The organism is Streptomyces sp. NPDC055243 (assembly GCF_044544025.1).
Lineage (GTDB): Bacteria > Actinomycetota > Actinomycetes > Streptomycetales > Streptomycetaceae > Streptomyces.
On sequence record NZ_JBITWR010000012.1, the window covers coordinates 178678 to 197670 of the forward strand.

Here is an 18993-nt window from a genome sequence, read left to right on the forward strand (position 1 = left end):
TCCCTGACCTGCCCTGGAGTGATCGATGACCCTCCTGACGACCTGGCCGGAGTCCGGCCCCGAGACCGTCGTACGCCGCACCACGGACCCCGCGGAGATCGCCGCCGCGCTCGCGCCCGTCGGCGTGCGCTACGAGCAGTGGCCGGTGCGCGAGGACGTGCCCGCCGACGCCGACAGCGACACCGTCTTCGCCGCGTACCGCACGGAGATCGCCCAGCTCAACGCCGAAGAGGGCTTCCAGACGGTCGACGTGGTCGCGCTGCACCCCAGCGACGACCCCGAGTGGCCCGAGAAGGCCAAGGCGGCCCGGCAGAAGTTCCTCGCCGAGCACACGCACGACGACGATGACGAGGTGCGGTTCTTCGTCGCCGGCTCGGGGATCTTCTATCTGCACGTGGCCGGCGAAGTGCACGCGGTCTACTGCGAGAAGGGCGACCTGCTCGGGGTGCCGCGCGGCACGACGCACTGGTTCGACATGGGCACCTCCCCCGCGTTCACGGCGATCCGCTTCTTCCACGAGGAGGACGGCTGGATCGGCACGTTCACGGGCAGCCCGATCGCCGACCGCTTCCCGGACTTCGACGCGATCCACGCGGGATACACGGGGAACGTGGCGTGAGCGTCGGGTTCGACGCGAACTCCGTGGACGCGGTGGTGCTCGACATCGAGGGCACCACGAGCGCCACGGGGTTCGTGGTGGATGTGCTGTACCCCTACGCACGCGAGCGCTTCGGTGCGCTGCTCGCCTCGCGGGGCGATGAGCCGGAGGTGGCGCGGGCGGTCGCACAGGTGCGGGAGCTCGCGGGCGAGCCGGACGCGGACGCCGTCCAGGTCGAGAAGATCCTGGGCGCATGGGTCGACGCCGATCGCAAGGCGACGCCTCTGAAGACGCTCCAGGGGATTCTCTGGGCGGAGGGCTTCGCGCGGGGCGAGCTGGTCTCGCACTTCTACCCCGAGGTGATCGACGTGCTGCGGGGCTGGGCGGCGGACGGGACGCGGTTGTACGTGTACTCGTCCGGGTCCGTCGCGGCGCAGCGGGCCTGGTTCACGTACTCGCCCGAGGGTTCCCTGCTGGAGCTCGTGCGTGGCTTCTACGACACCGAGAACGCGGGCCCCAAGCAGGAGCCGGACTCCTACCGGAGCATTTCGGCCGCGATCGGCGTCCCCGCCGGGCGCACGCTCTTCCTCTCCGACCGGCTCGGGGAGCTGGACGCGGCGCGGGACGCCGGGTGGCTGACCGTGGGGGTACGGCGGGCCGGGGAGCCCTACTTCGCCGCCGGGGTCGGCGGGCATCCGGAGGCTGCGGCCTTCGACGAGATCAGCCTTGTCAGGAACTAGGAGCATGCGATGAGTGAGACCACTGCCGCCCTCGACCTGGAGGAGGCGGGCGCCGTCCTCGCGGCCGAGGCCGCGCGCTTCGCCTCGTTCGGATGGATGCGGGGTACGTCCGGGAACCTGTCCGTGGTCCTCTCGCGTACGCCGCTTCAGCTGGCGGTGACGGCGAGCGGGCGCGACAAGGGTGAACTCACGTCCTCGGACGTGGTGTTGACGGACGCGTCCGGCGCCGCGCTGGGCGCGGGGCGCCCCTCGGCGGAGGCGGCGCTGCACGCGCGGGTGGCCGCGCTGACCGGGGCCGGGGCCGTGGTACATGTGCACACCGTCGCTTCGGTGGCCATGGGGCATCGGAAGCCGGGGGGTGTGGCGTTCTCGGACCTGGAGATGCTGAAGGGGCTCGGGCACGGGACGCACGAGGTCGCCGTGACGCTGCCGGTGATCGAGAACAGCCAGGACATGGCGGTGCTGGGGGATCGGCTGGAGGCTGCGCTCTCGCCGGGGATGCCGGCGGTGGTCGTCGCCGGGCACGGGCTCTATGTCTGGGGGGCGAACCCTCGGGAGGCGCGGCATCGCACGGAGGTCGTGGAGTGGCTGCTGGAGCTGGAGCTGACGCGGGGCTAGTTTTTCCCCAACCCCGCCCCTTCCCACAAACCCGCTCGGCGCGGGGGCCTTGGTTGCCGTCATCACCGGCTTCGCCGAGTTCGTCCTCAAACGCCGGACGGGCTGGAGGTCCAGCCCTCCGGCAACTCCCCCGCAGCGACCTCCAGCACGCCCCGCTCCGTCACCAACCCCGTCACCAGCGAACCCGGCGTCACGTCGAAGGCCGGGTTGTGGCCGCGCGAGTTCGCCGGAGCGGTGCGGACTCCCGCCCACTCCAACACCTCGTCCTCACCCCGCAGTTCGATGTGGATCTCAGCACCGGTCGCCGTCGCGAGATCCACCGTCGTCGTGGGCGCGGCCACCACGAACGGGATTCCCGCGTACGCGCACGCCAGCGCGATCCCCACCGTGCCGACCTTGTTGGCCGTGTCGCCGTTCGCCGCGATCCGGTCCGCGCCGACGATCGCCGCGTCCACCTCGCCCCGCAGGATCGAGCCCGCCGCCGCGCCGTCCGCCTGGACGAAGTGCGGGATTCCCTCCTGGGCCAGCTCCCACGCGGTGAGCCGCGCGCCCTGGAGCAGGGGGCGGGTCTCGTCGGCGTACACCGTCTCCAGGCGTCCGCGGCCGTGCAGTTCGCGGATGACGCCCAGCGCCGTGCCCCAGCCCGCGGTGGCGAGCGCACCCGTGTTGCAGTGGGTGAGAATCCGCAGCGGTCGGTCCGCGGCCACGCGCTTCAGGAGCCAGTCGGCCCCGAACGCGCCCATCGCGTGGTTCGCCTCCAGGTCCTCCCGCACGATCGCGTCCGCCTCGGCGAGGACCGCGGGCAGACCCGCGTCGATGAGCGGCGCGACCCGGTCCACGCACACCATCAGGTTCACGGCGGTGGGCCGCGCCGCCCGCACCCGCGCGATCTCCGCGTCCAGGCGTGCCCGGTCCCAGCCCTCGCGCTCGCCCTGCGCCATGGCGAGCGCGACGCCGTAGCCGCCGGCCGCGCCGATCGCGGGAGCGCCGCGGACCACGAGCCGCACGATCGCGTCGATCAGCTGGTCGACGGTGGTGACGTCGAGGCGCTCCAGCGCGTGCGGGAGCGCGGTCTGGTCGATGAGGGAGAGGGAGGGCGCGGCGCCCTCCGCGGCCGCCGTCCACGTGACAGCGCGCAGGTCCTGGCTGCTCATGTGCTCAACTCCGGGAAAATAGGGGCGTTTCAGGCCATGCGGGGAGGGGTGCCGTCACCGTACCTGACGTGCTCGAACCATATTTCGAGACGTGCGGGCGGCTGTCCGAAATCCGGTGTTACTCTCACCGCCACCCAGGACGGATCGACCCACGGTGCGAGGAGGACGGCCATGAAGACCCAGCGGATCGCTGGCTCCGTGCGCCGCCCCGCCGTGACCGACGACCGGCGAATGTGCCGCTGCCGTCGCTGTTGTCGCTGTCGCTGTTGTCGCTGAGCGACACCGCTTCGCACGTCCGACCCTCCCCGCCACCGCCTGGGCTCCCAGGCTCCTTCGAGAAGGCGCTCCCGTATGTCCCTGCGCATGCCGCTTCGCATATCCCGTCGTACGTCCCTTCGGCTGTCCTCGCTCGCGGTCGGCGCCGCCCTGCTCGCCACCGGCTGCAACGCGGCGGCGAAGAAGGGCGGTTCGGACGGTGCCGAGGGAGCCAAGGCGTTCACGCTCGTCACGCCCGACCCGGTGGCCCAGAACGAGTTCCTCAAGCTGGCCGTCAGCGGGGTGAAGTCGGCGGCGAAGGCGCAGGGCGCCGGGGAGCCGAAGGTCTTCCAGAGCAGCGACACCTCCTCGCAGCAGCAGAACGTGCAGTCGGCCGTGGACTCCGCGCCCGACGTCATCGCACTCGTCGGCTTCGAGTTCGCCGACATCGCCGCCCAGCAGGCCGAGGCGCACCCGAAGCAGCAGTTCCTGCTGGTCGACGCGTGCACGAAGAAAGCGTTCAAGAACGTCACGTGCGCGGTCTTCCGCGAGCACGAGGCGGTGTACCTCGCGGGCGCCGAGGCCGGGCTGCTCACCAAGAGCAAGAAGGTGGGCGCCGTCGACGTCCTCGACAACACGCAGTTCCGCCGCTACAGCGAGCCGTTCGCGGCCGGTGCGAAGAAGGTGCGGACGGGGGTCAAGGCCCGCACGCTCTTCGTCGGCGGGCAGTCCCCGTTCAATGACGCGGCGCGCGCCAAGGACCAGGCGGCGACGCTCGGCTCGGGCGGGGTCGACCAGGTGATGGCGGCCGCGGCGGGCGGCAACACCGGTGTCTTCCAGGCGGCGAAGGACAAGGGCTTCGAGGCGTACGGCGTCGACGCGAACCAGTGCCTGGGCAGCCCGGGGGTCGTCGTCGACAACGTACTGAAGAAGACCGATGTGGCCGTCGAGGAGGGCATCGCGCAGATCCTGAAGGGCAAGGGCGGCACCACGGTGTCGTACGGCCTCAAGGAGGGCGGCATGTCGCTGACCGGCCTCGAGCCGGGCGTCGCGGACTCCAAGTGCCTGATCGCCGACCACAAGGACGTACTGAAGCGCGTCGAGTCGCTGCGGGACGAGATCGTCACCGGGAAGCTGAAGGTCAATGACCCGGCGGCCTGAGCCCTCCACCGCCGCCCCCGCCGTCGAACTCCGCGGCATCACCAAGGAGTTCCCCGGCACCCTCGCCAACGACCGGGTGGACCTGACCGTCGCGCGCGGTGAGATCCATGCGCTGATGGGCGAGAACGGCGCGGGCAAGTCGACGCTGATGTCCGTCCTCTACGGGCTGCAACGGCCGGACGCCGGGCAGATCCTGCTCGACGGTCGCGAGGTTGCGTTCGCGAGCCCCAGCGAGGCGATCGCGGCGGGCCTTGGCATGGTGCACCAGAGCTTCAAGCTCTTCCCGTCCTTCACGGTCGCCGAGAACGTCGTGTACGCCGCCGAGCCGCGCCGTTTCGGCTTGGTGGACCGGGCTCAGGCGCTGCGGCGGGTGGGTGCGCTCGCCGAGGAGCACGGCCTCGCGGTGGACCCGGCGGCGAAGGTCGGGGACCTGCCGGTGGGGGTGCGCCAGCGCGTGGAGATCCTCAAGCTCCTCCACCGCGGCGCTCGTACGCTGATCCTCGACGAGCCGACGGCGGTCCTGACCCCGTCGGAGGCCGATGCCCTGTTCGGTGTGCTGCGCTCCCTCGCGGACGACGGGTGCACGGTCCTCCTCGTCACGCACAAGCTGCGCGAGGTGATGGAGGGCAGCGACGCGGTGACGGTCCTGCGGGACGGCCGGGTCGCGGCGCGCATGCGGACCGCCGACACCAGCGCGGACGGGATCGCCGCGGCGATGACGGGGCGTGCGGTGGAGCTGGACCGCGTGCATCCGGCGGGTGTGCCGGGCGGCGAGGTCCTTTCGGTCGATTCCCTGTCGACGGACGCGGTGCGCGGGGTCACGCTCTCGGTCCGCGCGGGCGAGATCGTGGGCGTCGCGGGAGTCGCGGGCAACGGTCAGAGTGAACTGGTCGAGGCGATCGCGGGGTTGCGTCCGCTCTCCTCGGGGCGGGTCACGCTCGCCGGGCAGGACATCACGGACGCGTCGGCCGCGGATCGCCGCGCGGCGGGGCTCGCCTACGTCCCCGAGGACCGCGTGGCGGTCGGCACGGCGCCGGCCGCGACGGTCGCGGAGAACCTGGCGATGGGCCACCACCGGGGCCACGGCCTGCTGCGTCCGTCCTGGCTGCGCGAGCACGCACGTGTCCTGATCGAGCGCTTCGGCATCAAGGCGGCCTCGACCCGTCACACGGCGGGCTCGCTGTCGGGCGGCAATCTCCAGAAACTGGTGATCGGCCGCGAACTCGCCCACGCATCCCCCCTGTTGATCGTCGAGCAGCCCACCCGGGGTGTCGACATCGGCGCCATCCAGACCATCCACGACCAGCTGATCGCCCACCGGGACGCGGGCCACGCGGTCCTCCTGGTCTCCGCCGAGCTGAGCGAGATCCGCGGCCTGTCGGACCGTGTCCTGGTGATGTACGAGGGCCGGGTGGCCGCGGAGTTCGCCCGCGAGGACGCGGACGAGCGAGCACTCGGCCTCGCCATGGCGGGCGGCGCGGCCACCGCGGCCAAGGACGCCATGGCTGCCGGAACCGGCACAGCGGGCGCCACGAACGGGCCCGACGCCGGACCGCCGGCCGCCGCCCCGACCCCCGCCGCGACTTCGGCGGCTCCGGGAGCGGCTCCGACAGCCCCGGCCGATTCCGGCGACACCGTCCCGCCTCCCCGCGAGAGCGACGATCCCGCCCCCGTGAAGGAGGCACCCTGATGGCCGCCGACACCCCCGGCACCGCCGGGGCCGTCGCCGCGCGCGTGCTGCGCGCGCCCGCCCTGCACTCCGTCGTCGCCGCCGTTCTCGTCGGGGCGCTCTTCCTCCTCGGCACCGGGGCCGATCCCCTCGGGGCGTACGGCTCCGTGGTGACCGGTGCGCTCGGGCCCGACGGCATCGGGTCCACGCTCACCACCGGGACCGGCATCATCGGGCTCGCCCTGGCGCTCGCGATCCCCATGCGGGCGGGGCTGCTCAACCTCGGCGGGGACGGGCAGCTGGTGCTCGGCGGGATCGCCGCGGCGGTGACCGGGCTCTACTCGCCGCTGCCCGCGCCGCTGACCGTCGTCGCCGCGCTGCTCGCGGGGATGGCGGCCGGTGCCGCCTACGCCGCACTCGCCGCGGTGTGCCAGAACCGGTTCGGGGTGCCGCTGCTCGTCAGCAGTCTGCTGCTCGGGTATCCGGCGATGTCCTTCGCCTCCTACCTCGCGCGCTTCCCGCTCAAGGAGGACGGGTCGAGCCTTCCGCAGACCCGGCGGATGCCCGAGGGGGTCGAGCTGCCCGCCTTCGGGTCGTCGACCGTCACCGTCGGGCTGCTCCTCGTGGCCGTAGCGGTCGCCGTCTTCGTGTTCGCCGACGCCCGGACCGCCACCGGCTACGAGATCCGCATGACGGGGCTCAATCCGCGCTTCGCCGCGTACGCGGGGGTCGACAGGCCCCGGCTCACGCTGCGGCTCATGGCGCTCTCCGGCGCGGTGGCGGGTCTCGTCGGCGCCATCGGGGTGCTGAGTTTCCCCTATCGCTTCATCGACGGGTCGCTCACCGCGGCCGGGCACACCTGGACCGGCCTGACGGCCGCGCTCCTCGCCGCCGCGGCACCCCTCGGGACCGCCCTCGCGGCACTGTTCTTCGCGGCGCTCGAAGTGGGCGGGCTGGCGATGGAGCGGACCACCGAGGCGCCGCGCGAGCTGACGCAGGTCCTCCAGGCCGTCGTCATCGTCTTCCTGTCGGCCCGGCTCAACCTGACGTGGCGACGGGCCGGGAAGAAGCCCACCGCCGAGATCGAAGTGAAGGAAGTGAGCGTGCGATGAGCGTCGACTCCGCGCTGTTCCACTCGGCGCTCCTCGCCCTCACCCCGATCCTCCTCGCCGCACTCGGCGGCGCGATCTGCGAGCGCGCGGGCGTCTTCAACATCGGCCTCGAAGGCATGATGCTGATCGGCTGCTTCAGCGGCGTGGCGGGCAGCTGGTTCACCGGGAGCGCCTGGCTCGGTGTCCTGTTCGCCGCCCTCGCCTCTGCGGCGTACTCGATGATCCTGGCCGTCGGGACGATCTCGCTGCGCGGGGACGCAGTGGTGCTCGGCGTCGCGCTCAACCTCCTGGCGGTCGGCCTGACCGGGTTCCTGCTGCGTACGGTCTTCGGCGTGCAGGGCACCTTCTCCGACCCGGAGCTGGCCGGACTCGGCGGCATCGACATCCCCTTCGTCGGGGCGGTGTTCTCCGGGCACTCCGCGCTCGTGTACCTCTCGTGGGCCGCCGTCGCCGTGGCCGCGGTGTTCCTGGCCCGCCACCCGTGGGGCCTTCGGCTGCGCGGCGTGGGCGAGGCTCCCGACGCGGCGGCGACGCTGGGGGTCAGCCCCGCCAAGTATCAGTACGCGGCCGTCCTGACGTCAGGCGTCCTGTGCGGCCTCGCGGGAGCCCAACTCGCCCTGGGCAACGTCACGTTGTTCTCCGAGAACATGACCGCAGGGCGTGGCTGGATCGCCGTGGTGGCCGTGATGCTGGGCCGCGCCCTGCCGCTCGGCGTCCTGCTCGCCGGACTGCTCTTCGGCATCGCGGAGGCCGTCGGTTTCCGCCTCCAGGGGCTCGGCATGCCGCAGCAGGCGACCGACGCCGCGCCGTATGTGGTGACATTGGCCGCCCTCTTCCTTTCCACGGCGCGCAGGCGCCGCCGCAAGTCGACGCCCCTGGCAGGAGCATCCTCATGACGACCGACGCCCGTACGCCCACCGACGCGCTGCCCATCACCCGCGTCCCCCGCACCGGCCTGCCCACCCGCGCGGTCGTCGTCGGCGACCCGGCGCGCGCCACCGCCGTCGCCGATCTCCTGGACGACGCGAAGGAGGTGTCGTACCACCGCGAGTACCGCACCTTCACCGGCAGTTGGCAGGGCACCGAGGTCGTCGTCGCCTCGCACGGCGTCGGCGCCCCCGGCGCGATCCTGCTCTTCCAGGAGCTGGCGGAGGCGGGCGTCACCACCATCCTGCGGCTCGGCACGGCGGGCGCGATCCGCCCCGGCATCCGCGACGGCGACCTGGTCATCGCGGACGCGGCGGTGCGCGACGACGGCGTGACCCAGCAGCTGATCCCCGCCGAGTACCCGGCGTTCGCGACTCCGGAGGCGGTCATCGCGCTCCAGCGCGCGGCCCGCGCGGCCGAAGCGCCGTACCACCGGGGTGTGGTGTGGACGCGGGCCGCGTTCCAGCCGGGCTTCCTGCCGCTGCCCGGCGAGGCGTACGCGGCCGCCGGGATCGCGGCCATCGAGATGGAGCTCTCGGCGCTGTACGTCTTCGCGTCCACGCACGGCCTCGTCGCGGGCGGCGCGCTCGTCGTGGACGGCGCCAACGCCGATGAACTCGTCGACGAAGCAGCCCCTTTTTCGACAGGTGGCTACAACCCGCACCGGAACGTGGTGGCCGAAGGAGTCGACCGGGGCGCCCGGATAGCCTTGGACGCTCTGCGGCTCCTGGCCGCCACGGAGCACTGAGCAGCCACCCGAACGACCTTGTGGAGAACGGAACCGATGCACCCCACTGACCTGCCGGCCCAGGACCGGGGCGGCTCCATAGATCTCCTGGTCCACGGCGGCGACGTCCTCACCGTCGACGCGTCCGGCACGATCGTGAAGGACGGCGCCGTCGCCGTGCGCGACGGCCGGATCGTCGACGTCGGCCCGGCCGAGCGGCTGCGCGCCGCCCACGAAGCCGCCGACGAGCTCGACGCCCGCGGCTGTCTCGTCCTGCCGGGCCTCATCAACACGCACACGCACCTGGCGATGACCCTGTTCCGCGGCATCGCCGACGACGTGACGCTCCAGGGCTTCCTGGCCCGCGTGATCCCGGCCGAGGCGGAGCTGCTCTCGCCGGAGACGGCGACGGCCGGCATCAAGGGCGCGATCGCGGAGTCCGTGCGCGGCGGGGTCACCGCCGCGCTCGACATGTACTGGTTCCACGAGGCGGCCGAGGCCGTGGCCCGCGACGCCGGGTGGCGCCTCCTGACGGGCCCCACGTTCATGGACGTGCCGGGCCCGCCGGACGGCCGCCCCTACGCGGAGCGGCTCGGCTGGGCGGCGGCGGACCTGGCCGCCCGCACCCCGGCGCCGGGCACCCGCCCGGTGGTCTTCGCGCACTCCGCGTACACCCTCGGCCCCGAGCAGCTGACGGCGATCAGCGCGCTGGCCCGCGAGCACGGCGCGCTGCTGCACATCCACGCGGCCGAGAACGCGGGCGAGGTGGCGATGGTCACCGAGCAGCACGGCATGCGCCCCGTGGAGCTGCTCGACTCGCTCGGCGTGCTCGGCCCGGACACGCTGCTGGCGCACGCCGTGGACCTCACGGACGCGGAGATCGAGACCATCGCGCGCACCGGCACGGCCGTCGCGCACTGCCCGGTGTCGAACCTGAAGCTGGGCTGCGGCATAGCGCGCGTCCCCGACCTGCTCGACGCGGGGGTCACGGTGGGCCTCGGCACGGACGGCGCGGTGAGTTCCAACACGCTCGACCTGCTCGGCGCGGTGAAGCTGGCGGCGCTCGTGCACAAGGCGGGCGGTGACCCGACGGCGGTCGGCGCGGAGCAGGCCGTCCGGATGGCGACCATCGAGTCCGCGCGGGCCCTGGGCCTCGGCGACCAGCTGGGCTCCCTCGAACCGGGCAAGCGCGCGGACCTGATCGTCCTCGACCTCGCACGGCCGCACCTCACGCCGCGGCACGACCCGTGGTCGATGCTGGCGTACGCGGCAGCCTCCGGTGACGTACGGGACACGGTCGTCGACGGCCGGGTCCTGATGCGGGACCGTACGCTGGTGACCATGGACGAGCGGGGCGCGCTGCGCGCCCTCCAGGACGCGGCCGACTCCGCGGCGCTTGTCCCGACGAGCACGACCAGCACCTCCGAAGTGGCAAACACCGTATGACCATCGAACCCACCCGCGGCTTCACCGGCCGCGCCCGCGCCGCCGACCGCGACCCGCGACTGCCTCCCGGGCAGTACGACGCGGCCGACGGCTGGCCCGTCCTGTCCGCCGAGGTGACGCCGACGCTCACGGCCGCGGACTGGACGTTCCGCGTGGACGGGCTCGTCGCGTCGCCGCGCACCTGGACCTGGGACGAGGCGCGGGCGCTGCCCGCGTCCGAGTACCGCGGGGACATCCACTGCGTGACCAGCTGGTCCAAGTTCGGGGTGCGCTTCGGCGGGGCGAGCCTGGACGCGTTCCTGGCCGCCGCGGGGCCGCGCACGGAGGCCACGCACGTCGTCGCGTACTCCCACACCGGCTACACCACGAACCTGCCCCTCGCCGATGTGACGGGCGGCAAGGCGTGGATCGTCTGGGAGTACGAGGACGGGGAGCTGCCTCCCGAGCACGGCGGCCCGGCGCGCCTGATCGTCCCCCATCTCTACTTCTGGAAGAGCGTGAAGTGGGTCGCGGGGCTGCGGCTCCTGGACCACGACGAGCCGGGCTTCTGGGAGCAGAACGGCTACCACCACCGGGGAAATCCCTGGCGTGAGGAGCGTTACTCCGGTGACTGAGACGGTGCACGGGACTTTCGTGCCGCCGACGCGGTTCGCCGTGCCCGGGCGGATCGCGGTGAGCAATCGCGCGGCGGCCCTCTGGCAGCGGGCCGAGGTGGTGGCCGTCCGGCGCGAGAACGCGGCCGGGACGGTGTCGAGCTTTCGTTTGAGGGTGCCCGACTGGCAGGGACATCTGCCGGGCCAGCATCTGATGCTGCGGCTCACGGCCCCGGACGGGTACGTCGCCCAGCGCCACTACTCGATCGCGTCGGCCCCGGACGAGGGCGGCGAGATCGAGCTGACCCTGGACCACGTGCCGGGCGGCGAGGTGTCCGGTCATCTGCACACGGTCGCCCGCGTGGGCGACGTGGTGGAGGTGCGGGGGCCGCTCTCCGGGTTCTTCGCGTGGCCCGGGGACCGTCCCGCGCTGCTGCTCGGGGCGGGCTCCGGCGTGGTCCCGCTGATGTCGATGCTGCGGCACTGGCGGGGGGCCGGGCGTCCGGTGCCGCTGCGGCTTCTCGTCTCGGCGCGTACGCGCGAGGATCTGATCTACGCGGAGGAGTACGGCGACGAGACCACGGTCGTCCTCACGCGGACGGAGGGCCGGCTGAGCGCCGAGCACGTGGCCCCGCTCCTTGGCCCCGCGCAGCCCGACGGGGGCTGGGAGGCGTACATCTGCGGCTCGAACGGCTTCGCGGAGCATGCGTCGCGCCTGCTGGTGGCCGGGGGCCAGCCGGTCGACCGGATCCGGATCGAGCGGTTCGGGTAGGGCGGGTCCCTGTATGTCGCCAACGCCGGACGGGCTGGAGATCCAGCCCGTCCGGCGTTTTTGGACGAACTCGGCGGAGCCGGTGATGAGGGCGGCCAATGACCCCGCGGGGCCGTTAGAGCTCCCCCGGGCTACGGCGAAACCTCCTCCAGCCGCCGCCCCGCGGTCTCCTCCGCCCCCACGGCCGCCACCACGGCCCCCACCAGCGCAACCGCCCCCAGCATCACGAACACCGTCGACACGTTCCCACCCGCGTACACGACCCCCACCACGATCGGCCCGAGAATGACCCCGAGCCGGTTCATCGCCCCGCCCACACTGCTCCCGAGCGCCCGCATCCGCGTAGGAAAGAGCTCCGGCGTGTACAGATACAGGCAGATGTTGGAGCCGAAGAAGAAGACGGCCGCGAGCGAGGTCCACACCAGGACCTGCACCGGGGTACCCGCGCCGGCCGCCGCGAGCGCCACCAGCATCACCGCCGCCCCGCCCAGACACCCGGTGATGACCTTCCGCCGTCCCAGCCGGTCCACCGTCAGCGCGGCGACCAGGCAGCCGAGCAGACCCGCACAGGACGTGACCGTCGAGTAGAGGAGCGCGTCCGAGAGGGACAGGTCGTAGCGGTTCTGGTAGATCGTCGGGAGCCAGGACGTGATCCCGTAGTTGACGAAGTAGCCGGTGAACCAGAGCACACCGATGATCAGCGTCCGGCGCCGATAGCGGCCGCTGAACAAGCCGCGCAGCCCCGAAGCGCCCTCTCCGGGAGCCGGCGCCTCCACGGGAAGCGCCTCGGCGACGGGCGGCAGCGGTTTGCCCGTGATCCGTTCGACCTCCGTCTCGATGCCGGTCATCACGGCGGCCGCCTCGTCGGCCCTGCCGTGGTCCGCGAGCCACCGCGGCGACTCGGGGACCTTGCGCTGTACGAGGATGCAGAGCAGGCCCGGCAGCGCCGCGATGGCGTACATCCAGCGCCAGCCCAGGATCGGCACCACCCAGGCGGCGACCAGCGCGCCCACGGTCAGCCCGGCCGGGAACACCAGCTCGTAGAGGAGGACGAAGCGGCCCCGCTGGTGGCTGCGGGTGATCTCGGCGATGAAGGTCGCGGCCACCGGCACCTCGCCCCCGATCGCGAGCCCCTGGACGAACCGCAGGGCCATGAACGCGTCGGGCGACGTGGAAACGGACAGGGCCAGGTTGGCGACGCTGGACAGCGCGATGCACAGCGCGATGACCTTCACGCGGCCGATCCGGTCCGCGAGCCGCCCGGAGAGCAGCGCCCCGATCAGCATGCCGATCGAGCCGACGGTGAGCAGCAGCGTGGCGGCGGACGTGCTGAGGTCCCATTCCTGGCGCAGTCCGGGCAGGGCGTAGGCGATCAGGAGCTGGTCGAAGGCCTCGAAGAAGGTGACCGCGCCCACGATGAGCCGGACGGTGACGTGCCAGCGGCACAGGGGTAGCCGTTCGAAGCGGGCGGCTATGGCGGCCCGGACCGCTCGGTCCGGGGAAGCGTCGATCGTCATGCGGGAACTCCGCTGCTGAGGGGGCGGGGATGAGCGGGGGAACGCGACGGCCACGGAGTCTGGGGAAACTCAGGCCAAGAAGCGGGTAAGCGCAAAGTTTCTAAGCGCTTAAGTTGTACCGTCCCGGCACCGGAGCGCGTCAAGAGTCTCCGCAGGGGAAATCCATGAAGACTGCCGACGGACAGCTCTTGCGCTCCAGATATTTAAGCCCTTAGATTTCTAGCGCTTACCGAAGAGCGTCTGAAGTTCGCCCGGGGCCCGTCCCTCAAGTCCCGCTCGGCAGCGCTCCGTTCGACCACGTCCCGTCCCGCCAGGAGGCCCCCATGCCCCGCATCCCAGCCGACGAAGCGCTCATCGCGGGCGAGTGGCGACGCGGCGCGGGCGCCCCGGCCGACACCGTCGACCCGGCGACGGGCCGCGTCATCGCCACCGTCCACGCGGTCTCCCCCGACGAGGTCGCCGAAGCGGCCCGGGGGGCGGCCGACGCCGCCGCCGACCCGCGCTGGCGCGACCTGCTGCCCCACCGGCGCGCCCTGCTCCTGCACCGCATCGCCGAGCTGATCGAGGAGTCCACGGACGACCTCGCGGCCCTGCAGACCACCGACACCGGCAAGGCGCTCGCCGAGACCCGCGCCCTGGTCTCCAGCGCGGCGGCCACCTTCCGCTACACGGCCGCCGCCCTGGAGACCGCCGAGGAGGCGATCACGCCGTCGCGCGGCGACTACGTGACGCTGAGCGTGTACGAGCCGATCGGCGTCGTCGGCGCGATCAACCCCTGGAACTCCCCCGTCGCCAGCGACGCGCAGAAGCTCGCCCCGGCGCTCGCGGGCGGCAACGCGGTGCTGCTCAAGCCCGCCGAGTGGACCCCGCTGGTCTCCCTCGCGCTCGGCCGCCTCATCACCCGGGCCCTGGCCGAACACGGCCTGCCCGCCGGGCTGTTGTCCGTCCTCACCGGGCGCGGCAGCCTCGTGGGCGACGCGATCGTCCGCGATCCGCGCGTCGGCAAGGTCACCTTCACCGGCGGCACGAGCACGGGCCGTACGCTCGCGCACGCCGCCGCCGAGAAGCTGATGCCGGTCTCGCTCGAACTGGGCGGCAAGTCGCCGACGGTCGTCCTCGCCGACGCCGACGTCGAGCAGGCCCTGGCCGGCGTGATGTTCGGCGTCTTCTCCTCCAGCGGCCAGTCCTGCATCGCGGGGTCACGGCTCTTCGTCGCCCGCGAGCTGTACGAGGAATTCGTCGGCGAACTGGTCGCACGGGTGCGGACGTTGCGTGTCGGGCCCGGCACCGCCCCCGACACCCAGGTCGCGCCGCTCGTCCACCACAAGCACCGGGACTCCGTCGCCGCGTACGTCGATCTCGCCCGCGAGGAAGGCGCGCGAGTGCTGTGCGGCGGGGGCGTACCGGAGGGCGCGGAGTACCGGGACGGGGCGTACTACCTGCCCACCGTCCTGGACGGGCTGCCCAACTCCTCGCGCACCTGCCAGGAGGAGATCTTCGGGCCCGTCCTGGTCGCGCTGCCCTTCGACGACGAGGACGACCTGGTGCGGCAGGCCAACTCCAGCGTCTACGGCCTGGCCTGCGGCATCTGGACCCGCGACCACCGGGCCGCCTGGCGGATCGCGCGGCGCGTCGACGCGGGCACGGTCTGGATCAACACCTACAAGCAGTTCAGCATCGCCACGCCCTTCGGCGGCATGAAGGAAAGCGGCCTCGGCCGCGAGAAGGGCCGCGACGGCATCCGCGCCTATCAGCGCCAGAAGTCCCTGTACTGGGGCGTCGCCGACGCGCCTCTCCCCTGGGCCAACTGAACCCCGTACCTCTGGAGCAGGTCATGTCCCGACCCACCGTCGACCCACCCACCATCACCCCGCCCGCCGTCGCCCGTCCCCCGATCGCCCGGCTGCGCGCCCTGCGCTCCGTCGAACTGCGCACGCCCTCCTTCACCGAGGCCGCCGACTTCTACCAGGAGGTCTGGGGCCTGGAGACCGTCGAGCTGGAGCGGGGCGCGGCGGCCTGGCTGCGCGGCACCGGCGCCGAGCACCACGCACTCCAGCTCACCCGCGCCGACCGCATCGGTCTCGGCAGGCTCTCCTTCGCGGTGGGCACGCCCGCCGAGGTCGACGAGGCCGCCCGCAGGCTCCTGGCGCGCGGCATCACGCCGGTCGCCGGGCCCGGCCCCCTCGACCAGGTGGGCGGCGGCTACGGCCTGCGCTTCACCGACCCCGAGCACCGCCTGATCGAGATCAGCGCGGAGGTCCACGCGGTCGCGCCGCGCGGCCAGGACGGAGCCGTGCCGGTCGGCGTCACGCACGCGGTGCTCAACACGGCGGACATCGACGCCTCCGTCGCCTTCTACCGCGACGTCCTCGGCCTGCGCGTCTCCGACTGGTCCGAGCACCAGATGGCGTTCCTGCGCTGCAACGCCGACCACCACTGCATCGCGTTCAATCAGGCCCGGTGGGCCTCGCTCAACCACGTGGCGTACGAGATGACCTCGGTCGACCACTTCATGCGGGGCCTGGGCCGGCTCAGGCACCACGGCATCGACCCGCAGTGGGGTCCCGGACGGCACGGCCCCGGGAACAACACCTTCTCCTACTTCACCGACCCCTCCGGACTCGTCTGCGAGTACACCTCCGAGGTCGCGCAGATCGTCGAGGACGCGTGGATCGCCCGGGTCTGGCGGCGGGTGCCCGAGCTGTCCGACCTGTGGGGAACGGCCGGTCCGCCGTCGAAGGAGATCCGCTGCCACATGGCGGGGGCGCCCGACCCCGGCCCGCTGTCCGCCCAAGACACCCCGGAGGTTCAGGCATGACGCGCGTACGCAAGGTCGGCATCGTCGGCTGGGGTGCGATCGGCCGGGTCGTCGGCACCGCACTCGCCGAACAGCGCGTCACCGGCGCCGAGTTGACGTGCCTGGTCGACAACCGTCCGCTCGGCGAGAGCGCACCCGCCCCGCAGGTCTCCTTCGACGAGGCCATGGAGCGCTGCGACCTCATCGTGGAGGCGGCGGGCCAAGGGGTCGTACGGGAATGGGGCGAGCGCGTCCTGGCCTCCGGGACCGACCTGCTGATCGCCTCGACCGGCGCCCTCACCGACGAGGAGCTCTCCAAACGGCTCCTGTCCGCCGGCCCCGGCCGGGTCTACTTCACCGGGGGCGCGGTCGGCGGGCTCGACCTGCTCCAGGCGGTGCGGTCGCTCGGCCCGCTCGACGCGGTGCGGCTCACCACCACGAAGCTGCCGTCCACGCTCGAACAGCCCTGGATGGACGCGGAGTTGCTGACCCGGATACGGACGGCCACCGGGCCGGTCGTGGTGATGTCCGGGACCGCGCGCGACGTCCCCGTGAAGTTCCCCAAGTCGACGAACGTCGCGGCCTCGGTCGCCCTCGCCGTCGGCGACCTGGACGCCGTGCGGGTCCAGGTCGTCGCCGACCCCGGCGCCCACCACACGCGGCACGTCGTCGAGGCGTCCGGGGCGCACGGCTCGTACCGCTTCGAGGTCGCGCACCTGCCGGACCCGGGCAACCCGGCGACCAGCCAGGTCGTGCCGTACGCAGTCCTGCGCAGCCTCGCGGCGCTCGCCGGGCGGACGGGGCAGATCCTGTGACGGCCGTCCGCGTCGGGGCCGGCCATGTCGAGGCCGTCCACGTCGAGGAGGCGGGCACCGCCGGGCCGCTGCTGCTCTGCCTGCACGGCATCGGCTCCTCGTCCGCCGCCTTCGCCCCGCAGCTCGCCGAGCTGTCCGCGTACGTGCGGGTGGTGGCCTGGGACGCTCCCGGGTACGCCAAGTCCGCCGATCCGGAAGGGCCGTTGGACCTGGACGGCTTCGCGGACGCGGCGGCCGGCCTCATCCGGGAGCGCGGCGCGAGCGCCCACGTCCTCGGCGTGTCGTGGGGCGGGGTGATCGCGCTGCGGCTCGCGGCCCGCCACCCCGGCCTGGTCGACTCGCTGATCGTCGCGGACTCCAGTCCGGGTTCGGGCACCGATCCCGCCAAGGCCGAGGCCATGCGGCAGCGGGCCGCCGAGCTCGCGGAGCTCGGGCCGCGGGCGTTCGCCGAGCGGCGCGGGCCCCGGCTCGTCTCGCCGGACGCGCCCCCGCGGCTCGTCCGGCGGGTCGTCGACACCATGGCCGCGTCCGTGCGCCTGCCCGGATACGCGTACGCCGCCGAGTCCATGGCGAGCGCCGATCTGCGCCCCGAGATCCCCTCGATCGGCGCGCCCGCCCTCGTCCTCTGCGGCGACCAGGACCGGGTCACCGGCGTCGAGGCCTCGCAGGCCGTCGCCGGGGCCCTGCACAAGACCGCCTACGTGATCGTCAAGGACGCCGGTCACCTGGCCAACCAGGAGCGGCCCGAGGCGTTCAACGCCTGGGTCCTCTCCCACCTCCGCATCACCGCCCGCATCCCTGAGTAGGAGCCTTCCTCATGCCTCTGACCACCACCGAGTACGACAACGGCGGCGACCTCGGCACGTACACCGACTCGCTGATCGCCACCAAGGAGTCCCGTGTCGCAGACTTCAGCACGCTGTCCTTCCAGGAGAAGGCGGGCCCGCAGTACCGCCGCGGACAGATCCGCTACGTCGGCTCCGGCGCGACCGGCAACCACGAGAACGACAGCCGCATCCTGCCCTCCGGCGGCTTCACCTTCTCCAACATGCTGCTTCCGCCCGGCGCCGAGGGCCCCGAGCACACCCACCACGACGTCGAGGAGGCCTTCTTCGTCCTGGAGGGACAGGTCAAGGTGGGTATCCACCGGGGCGCCGACGAGGTCGAGTACCGCACGCTCGGCTACCGCGACATGATCGTCGTCCCGGCGGGCGTGGCGCGCTCGCTGAAGAACGAGGGCGACACCGACGCGCTGTTCTGCGTCGTCATCGGCACGCAGAAGCCGCAGGTGCCGACGTACCCGGAGCACTCGCCGATGCACGGCGTCACCCGTGACTGAGGCGTCACCCGTGACCGACGGCCGCACCGTCGTCATCACCGGCGCGGGCCGTGGCCTGGGACTGGCCATGGCCCGCCGGGTGGGCGATGACGGCTTCCGGGTCGTCGTCGCGGAGGTGGACGCCGCGCGGGGCCGGGAGGCCGTCGCGGAACTGCGCGCGGAGGGCCTCGATGCCCACTTCGTACGGTGCGATGTGGCGGACCCGGCGTCGGTCGATGAACTGGCGGATTCCGTACGTGACTTGGGGCCGCTGTACGGCCTGGTCAACAACGCCTCGCTGGCCAACGGCGTCGGCGGCAAGGAGTTCCAGGACATCGACGTCGAGGTGTGGGACCGCCTGATGGCGGTCAACGCCCGCAGCCCGTGGCTGGTCGCCAAGGCCCTGCACCCGCTCTTCCGCTCCCCCGGGCGGATCGTCAACATCGCTTCGGACGCGGCGCTCTACGGATCACCGCGCCTGGCCCACTACATCGCCTCCAAGGGCGCGGTGATCGCGCTGACCCGGGCGATGGCGCGGGAGCTCGGCGACAAGGGGATCACCGTGAACGCGGTGGCGCCCGGCCTCACCGAGGTCGAGGCCACCGCGACGGTGCCGACCGAGCGGCACGCGCTCTACCGGGGCAACCGGGCGATCTCACGCCCGCAGCAGCCGGACGACCTCGTCGGGCTCGTCTCCTTCCTCCTCTCCGAGGAGTCCCGCTACCTGACCGGACAGGTGATCGCCGTCAACGGCGGATTCACCATGAACTGACG

The 18993-nt window shown here is 72.7% G+C and carries 19 protein-coding genes; 17 read left to right on the top strand and 2 right to left on the bottom strand.

The window, feature by feature from the left end; all coding sequences use genetic code 11:
- The first annotated feature begins 25 nt into the window (after window positions 1-25).
- From ACIGXX_RS31125 to mtnB, 3 genes are read left to right on the top strand one after another with little or no spacing between them, the layout of a single operon-like run.
- The gene (locus ACIGXX_RS31125; protein WP_366464612.1) at window positions 26-619 is read left to right on the top strand and encodes a cupin; all 594 of its coding nucleotides are present in this window, start codon (window positions 26-28) and stop codon (window positions 617-619) included.
- Window positions 616-1338 carry an acireductone synthase gene (gene mtnC / locus ACIGXX_RS31130; protein WP_351165008.1) on the top strand — a complete coding sequence of 241 codons (723 nt, stop codon included), beginning with the start codon at window positions 616-618 and terminating at the stop codon, window positions 1336-1338. Before ACIGXX_RS31125 ends, mtnC begins: the two co-directional genes overlap by 4 nt.
- A 9-nt stretch (window positions 1339-1347) precedes the next feature.
- A complete protein-coding gene (gene mtnB / locus ACIGXX_RS31135; RefSeq protein WP_351165009.1) occupies window positions 1348-1956 on the top strand; it encodes a methylthioribulose 1-phosphate dehydratase in 609 nt (202 codons plus the stop codon).
- A gap of 86 nt (window positions 1957-2042) precedes the next feature.
- Here the strand turns inward: mtnB and mtnA are convergent, their stop codons facing one another.
- A complete protein-coding gene (gene mtnA, locus ACIGXX_RS31140; protein ID WP_399980541.1) occupies window positions 2043-3110 on the bottom strand; it encodes an S-methyl-5-thioribose-1-phosphate isomerase in 1068 nt (355 codons plus the stop codon).
- 363 nt (window positions 3111-3473) lie between these two features.
- Here mtnA and ACIGXX_RS31145 point away from each other — a divergent pair, with 363 nt between their 5' ends.
- From ACIGXX_RS31145 to ACIGXX_RS31180, 8 genes are read left to right on the top strand one after another with little or no spacing between them, the layout of a single operon-like run.
- Entirely contained in the window at window positions 3474-4526 is a 1053-nt protein-coding gene (locus ACIGXX_RS31145; RefSeq protein WP_399980544.1) for a BMP family ABC transporter substrate-binding protein, read from the top strand.
- Window positions 4510-6216: an ABC transporter ATP-binding protein gene (locus ACIGXX_RS31150; protein WP_399980547.1), complete on the top strand. Its 1707-nt coding sequence runs from the start codon at window positions 4510-4512 to the stop codon at window positions 6214-6216. Before ACIGXX_RS31145 ends, ACIGXX_RS31150 begins: the two co-directional genes overlap by 17 nt.
- The gene (locus ACIGXX_RS31155) at window positions 6216-7307 is read left to right on the top strand and encodes an ABC transporter permease (RefSeq protein WP_399980550.1); all 1092 of its coding nucleotides are present in this window, start codon (window positions 6216-6218) and stop codon (window positions 7305-7307) included. The genes ACIGXX_RS31150 and ACIGXX_RS31155 overlap by 1 nt, the downstream gene beginning before the upstream one ends.
- Window positions 7304-8203 carry an ABC transporter permease gene (locus ACIGXX_RS31160; protein ID WP_366464616.1) on the top strand — a complete coding sequence of 300 codons (900 nt, stop codon included), beginning with the start codon at window positions 7304-7306 and terminating at the stop codon, window positions 8201-8203. The genes ACIGXX_RS31155 and ACIGXX_RS31160 overlap by 4 nt, the downstream gene beginning before the upstream one ends.
- On the top strand, window positions 8200-8982 hold the full coding sequence (locus ACIGXX_RS31165) for a purine-nucleoside phosphorylase (RefSeq protein WP_351165016.1): 783 nt from the start codon (window positions 8200-8202) through the stop codon (window positions 8980-8982). Before ACIGXX_RS31160 ends, ACIGXX_RS31165 begins: the two co-directional genes overlap by 4 nt.
- A 36-nt stretch (window positions 8983-9018) precedes the next feature.
- A complete protein-coding gene (locus tag ACIGXX_RS31170) occupies window positions 9019-10407 on the top strand; it encodes an amidohydrolase (RefSeq protein WP_399980555.1) in 1389 nt (462 codons plus the stop codon).
- A 2-nt stretch (window positions 10408-10409) separates the two neighbouring features.
- Complete coding sequence (locus ACIGXX_RS31175; RefSeq protein ID WP_351165155.1) at window positions 10410-11021, top strand: sulfite oxidase-like oxidoreductase; 612 nt, start codon at window positions 10410-10412, stop codon at window positions 11019-11021.
- Window positions 11022-11025: 4 nt separating this feature from the next.
- Window positions 11026-11772 carry a ferredoxin reductase gene (locus ACIGXX_RS31180; RefSeq protein WP_361463409.1) on the top strand — a complete coding sequence of 249 codons (747 nt, stop codon included), beginning with the start codon at window positions 11026-11028 and terminating at the stop codon, window positions 11770-11772.
- Window positions 11773-11903: 131 nt separating this feature from the next.
- Here ACIGXX_RS31180 and ACIGXX_RS31185 read toward each other — a convergent pair whose 3' ends face one another.
- Complete coding sequence (locus ACIGXX_RS31185) at window positions 11904-13289, bottom strand: MFS transporter (RefSeq protein WP_361463102.1); 1386 nt, start codon at window positions 13287-13289, stop codon at window positions 11904-11906.
- A 323-nt stretch (window positions 13290-13612) separates the two neighbouring features.
- Between ACIGXX_RS31185 and ACIGXX_RS31190 the strand changes: the two genes are divergently transcribed.
- The 6 genes from ACIGXX_RS31190 to ACIGXX_RS31215 are packed head-to-tail and all read left to right on the top strand — an operon-like array spanning window position 13613 to window position 18991.
- Window positions 13613-15100, top strand: coding sequence for an aldehyde dehydrogenase (locus ACIGXX_RS31190; RefSeq protein ID WP_351165020.1), 1488 nt, complete (start codon window positions 13613-13615; stop codon window positions 15098-15100).
- A 23-nt stretch (window positions 15101-15123) separates the two neighbouring features.
- Window positions 15124-16107 carry a VOC family protein gene (locus ACIGXX_RS31195; protein ID WP_399980559.1) on the top strand — a complete coding sequence of 328 codons (984 nt, stop codon included), beginning with the start codon at window positions 15124-15126 and terminating at the stop codon, window positions 16105-16107.
- Window positions 16104-16901, top strand: coding sequence for an aspartate dehydrogenase domain-containing protein (locus tag ACIGXX_RS31200; protein ID WP_351165023.1), 798 nt, complete (start codon window positions 16104-16106; stop codon window positions 16899-16901). The genes ACIGXX_RS31195 and ACIGXX_RS31200 overlap by 4 nt, the downstream gene beginning before the upstream one ends.
- On the top strand, window positions 16898-17707 hold the full coding sequence (locus ACIGXX_RS31205) for an alpha/beta fold hydrolase (protein ID WP_399980563.1): 810 nt from the start codon (window positions 16898-16900) through the stop codon (window positions 17705-17707). The genes ACIGXX_RS31200 and ACIGXX_RS31205 overlap by 4 nt, the downstream gene beginning before the upstream one ends.
- Before the next feature lie 11 nt (window positions 17708-17718).
- A complete protein-coding gene (locus ACIGXX_RS31210; protein ID WP_351165026.1) occupies window positions 17719-18240 on the top strand; it encodes a cupin domain-containing protein in 522 nt (173 codons plus the stop codon).
- Between the two features lie 10 nt (window positions 18241-18250).
- Window positions 18251-18991, top strand: coding sequence for an SDR family oxidoreductase (locus ACIGXX_RS31215; RefSeq protein WP_399980566.1), 741 nt, complete (start codon window positions 18251-18253; stop codon window positions 18989-18991).
- Window positions 18992-18993 lie beyond the last annotated feature (2 nt).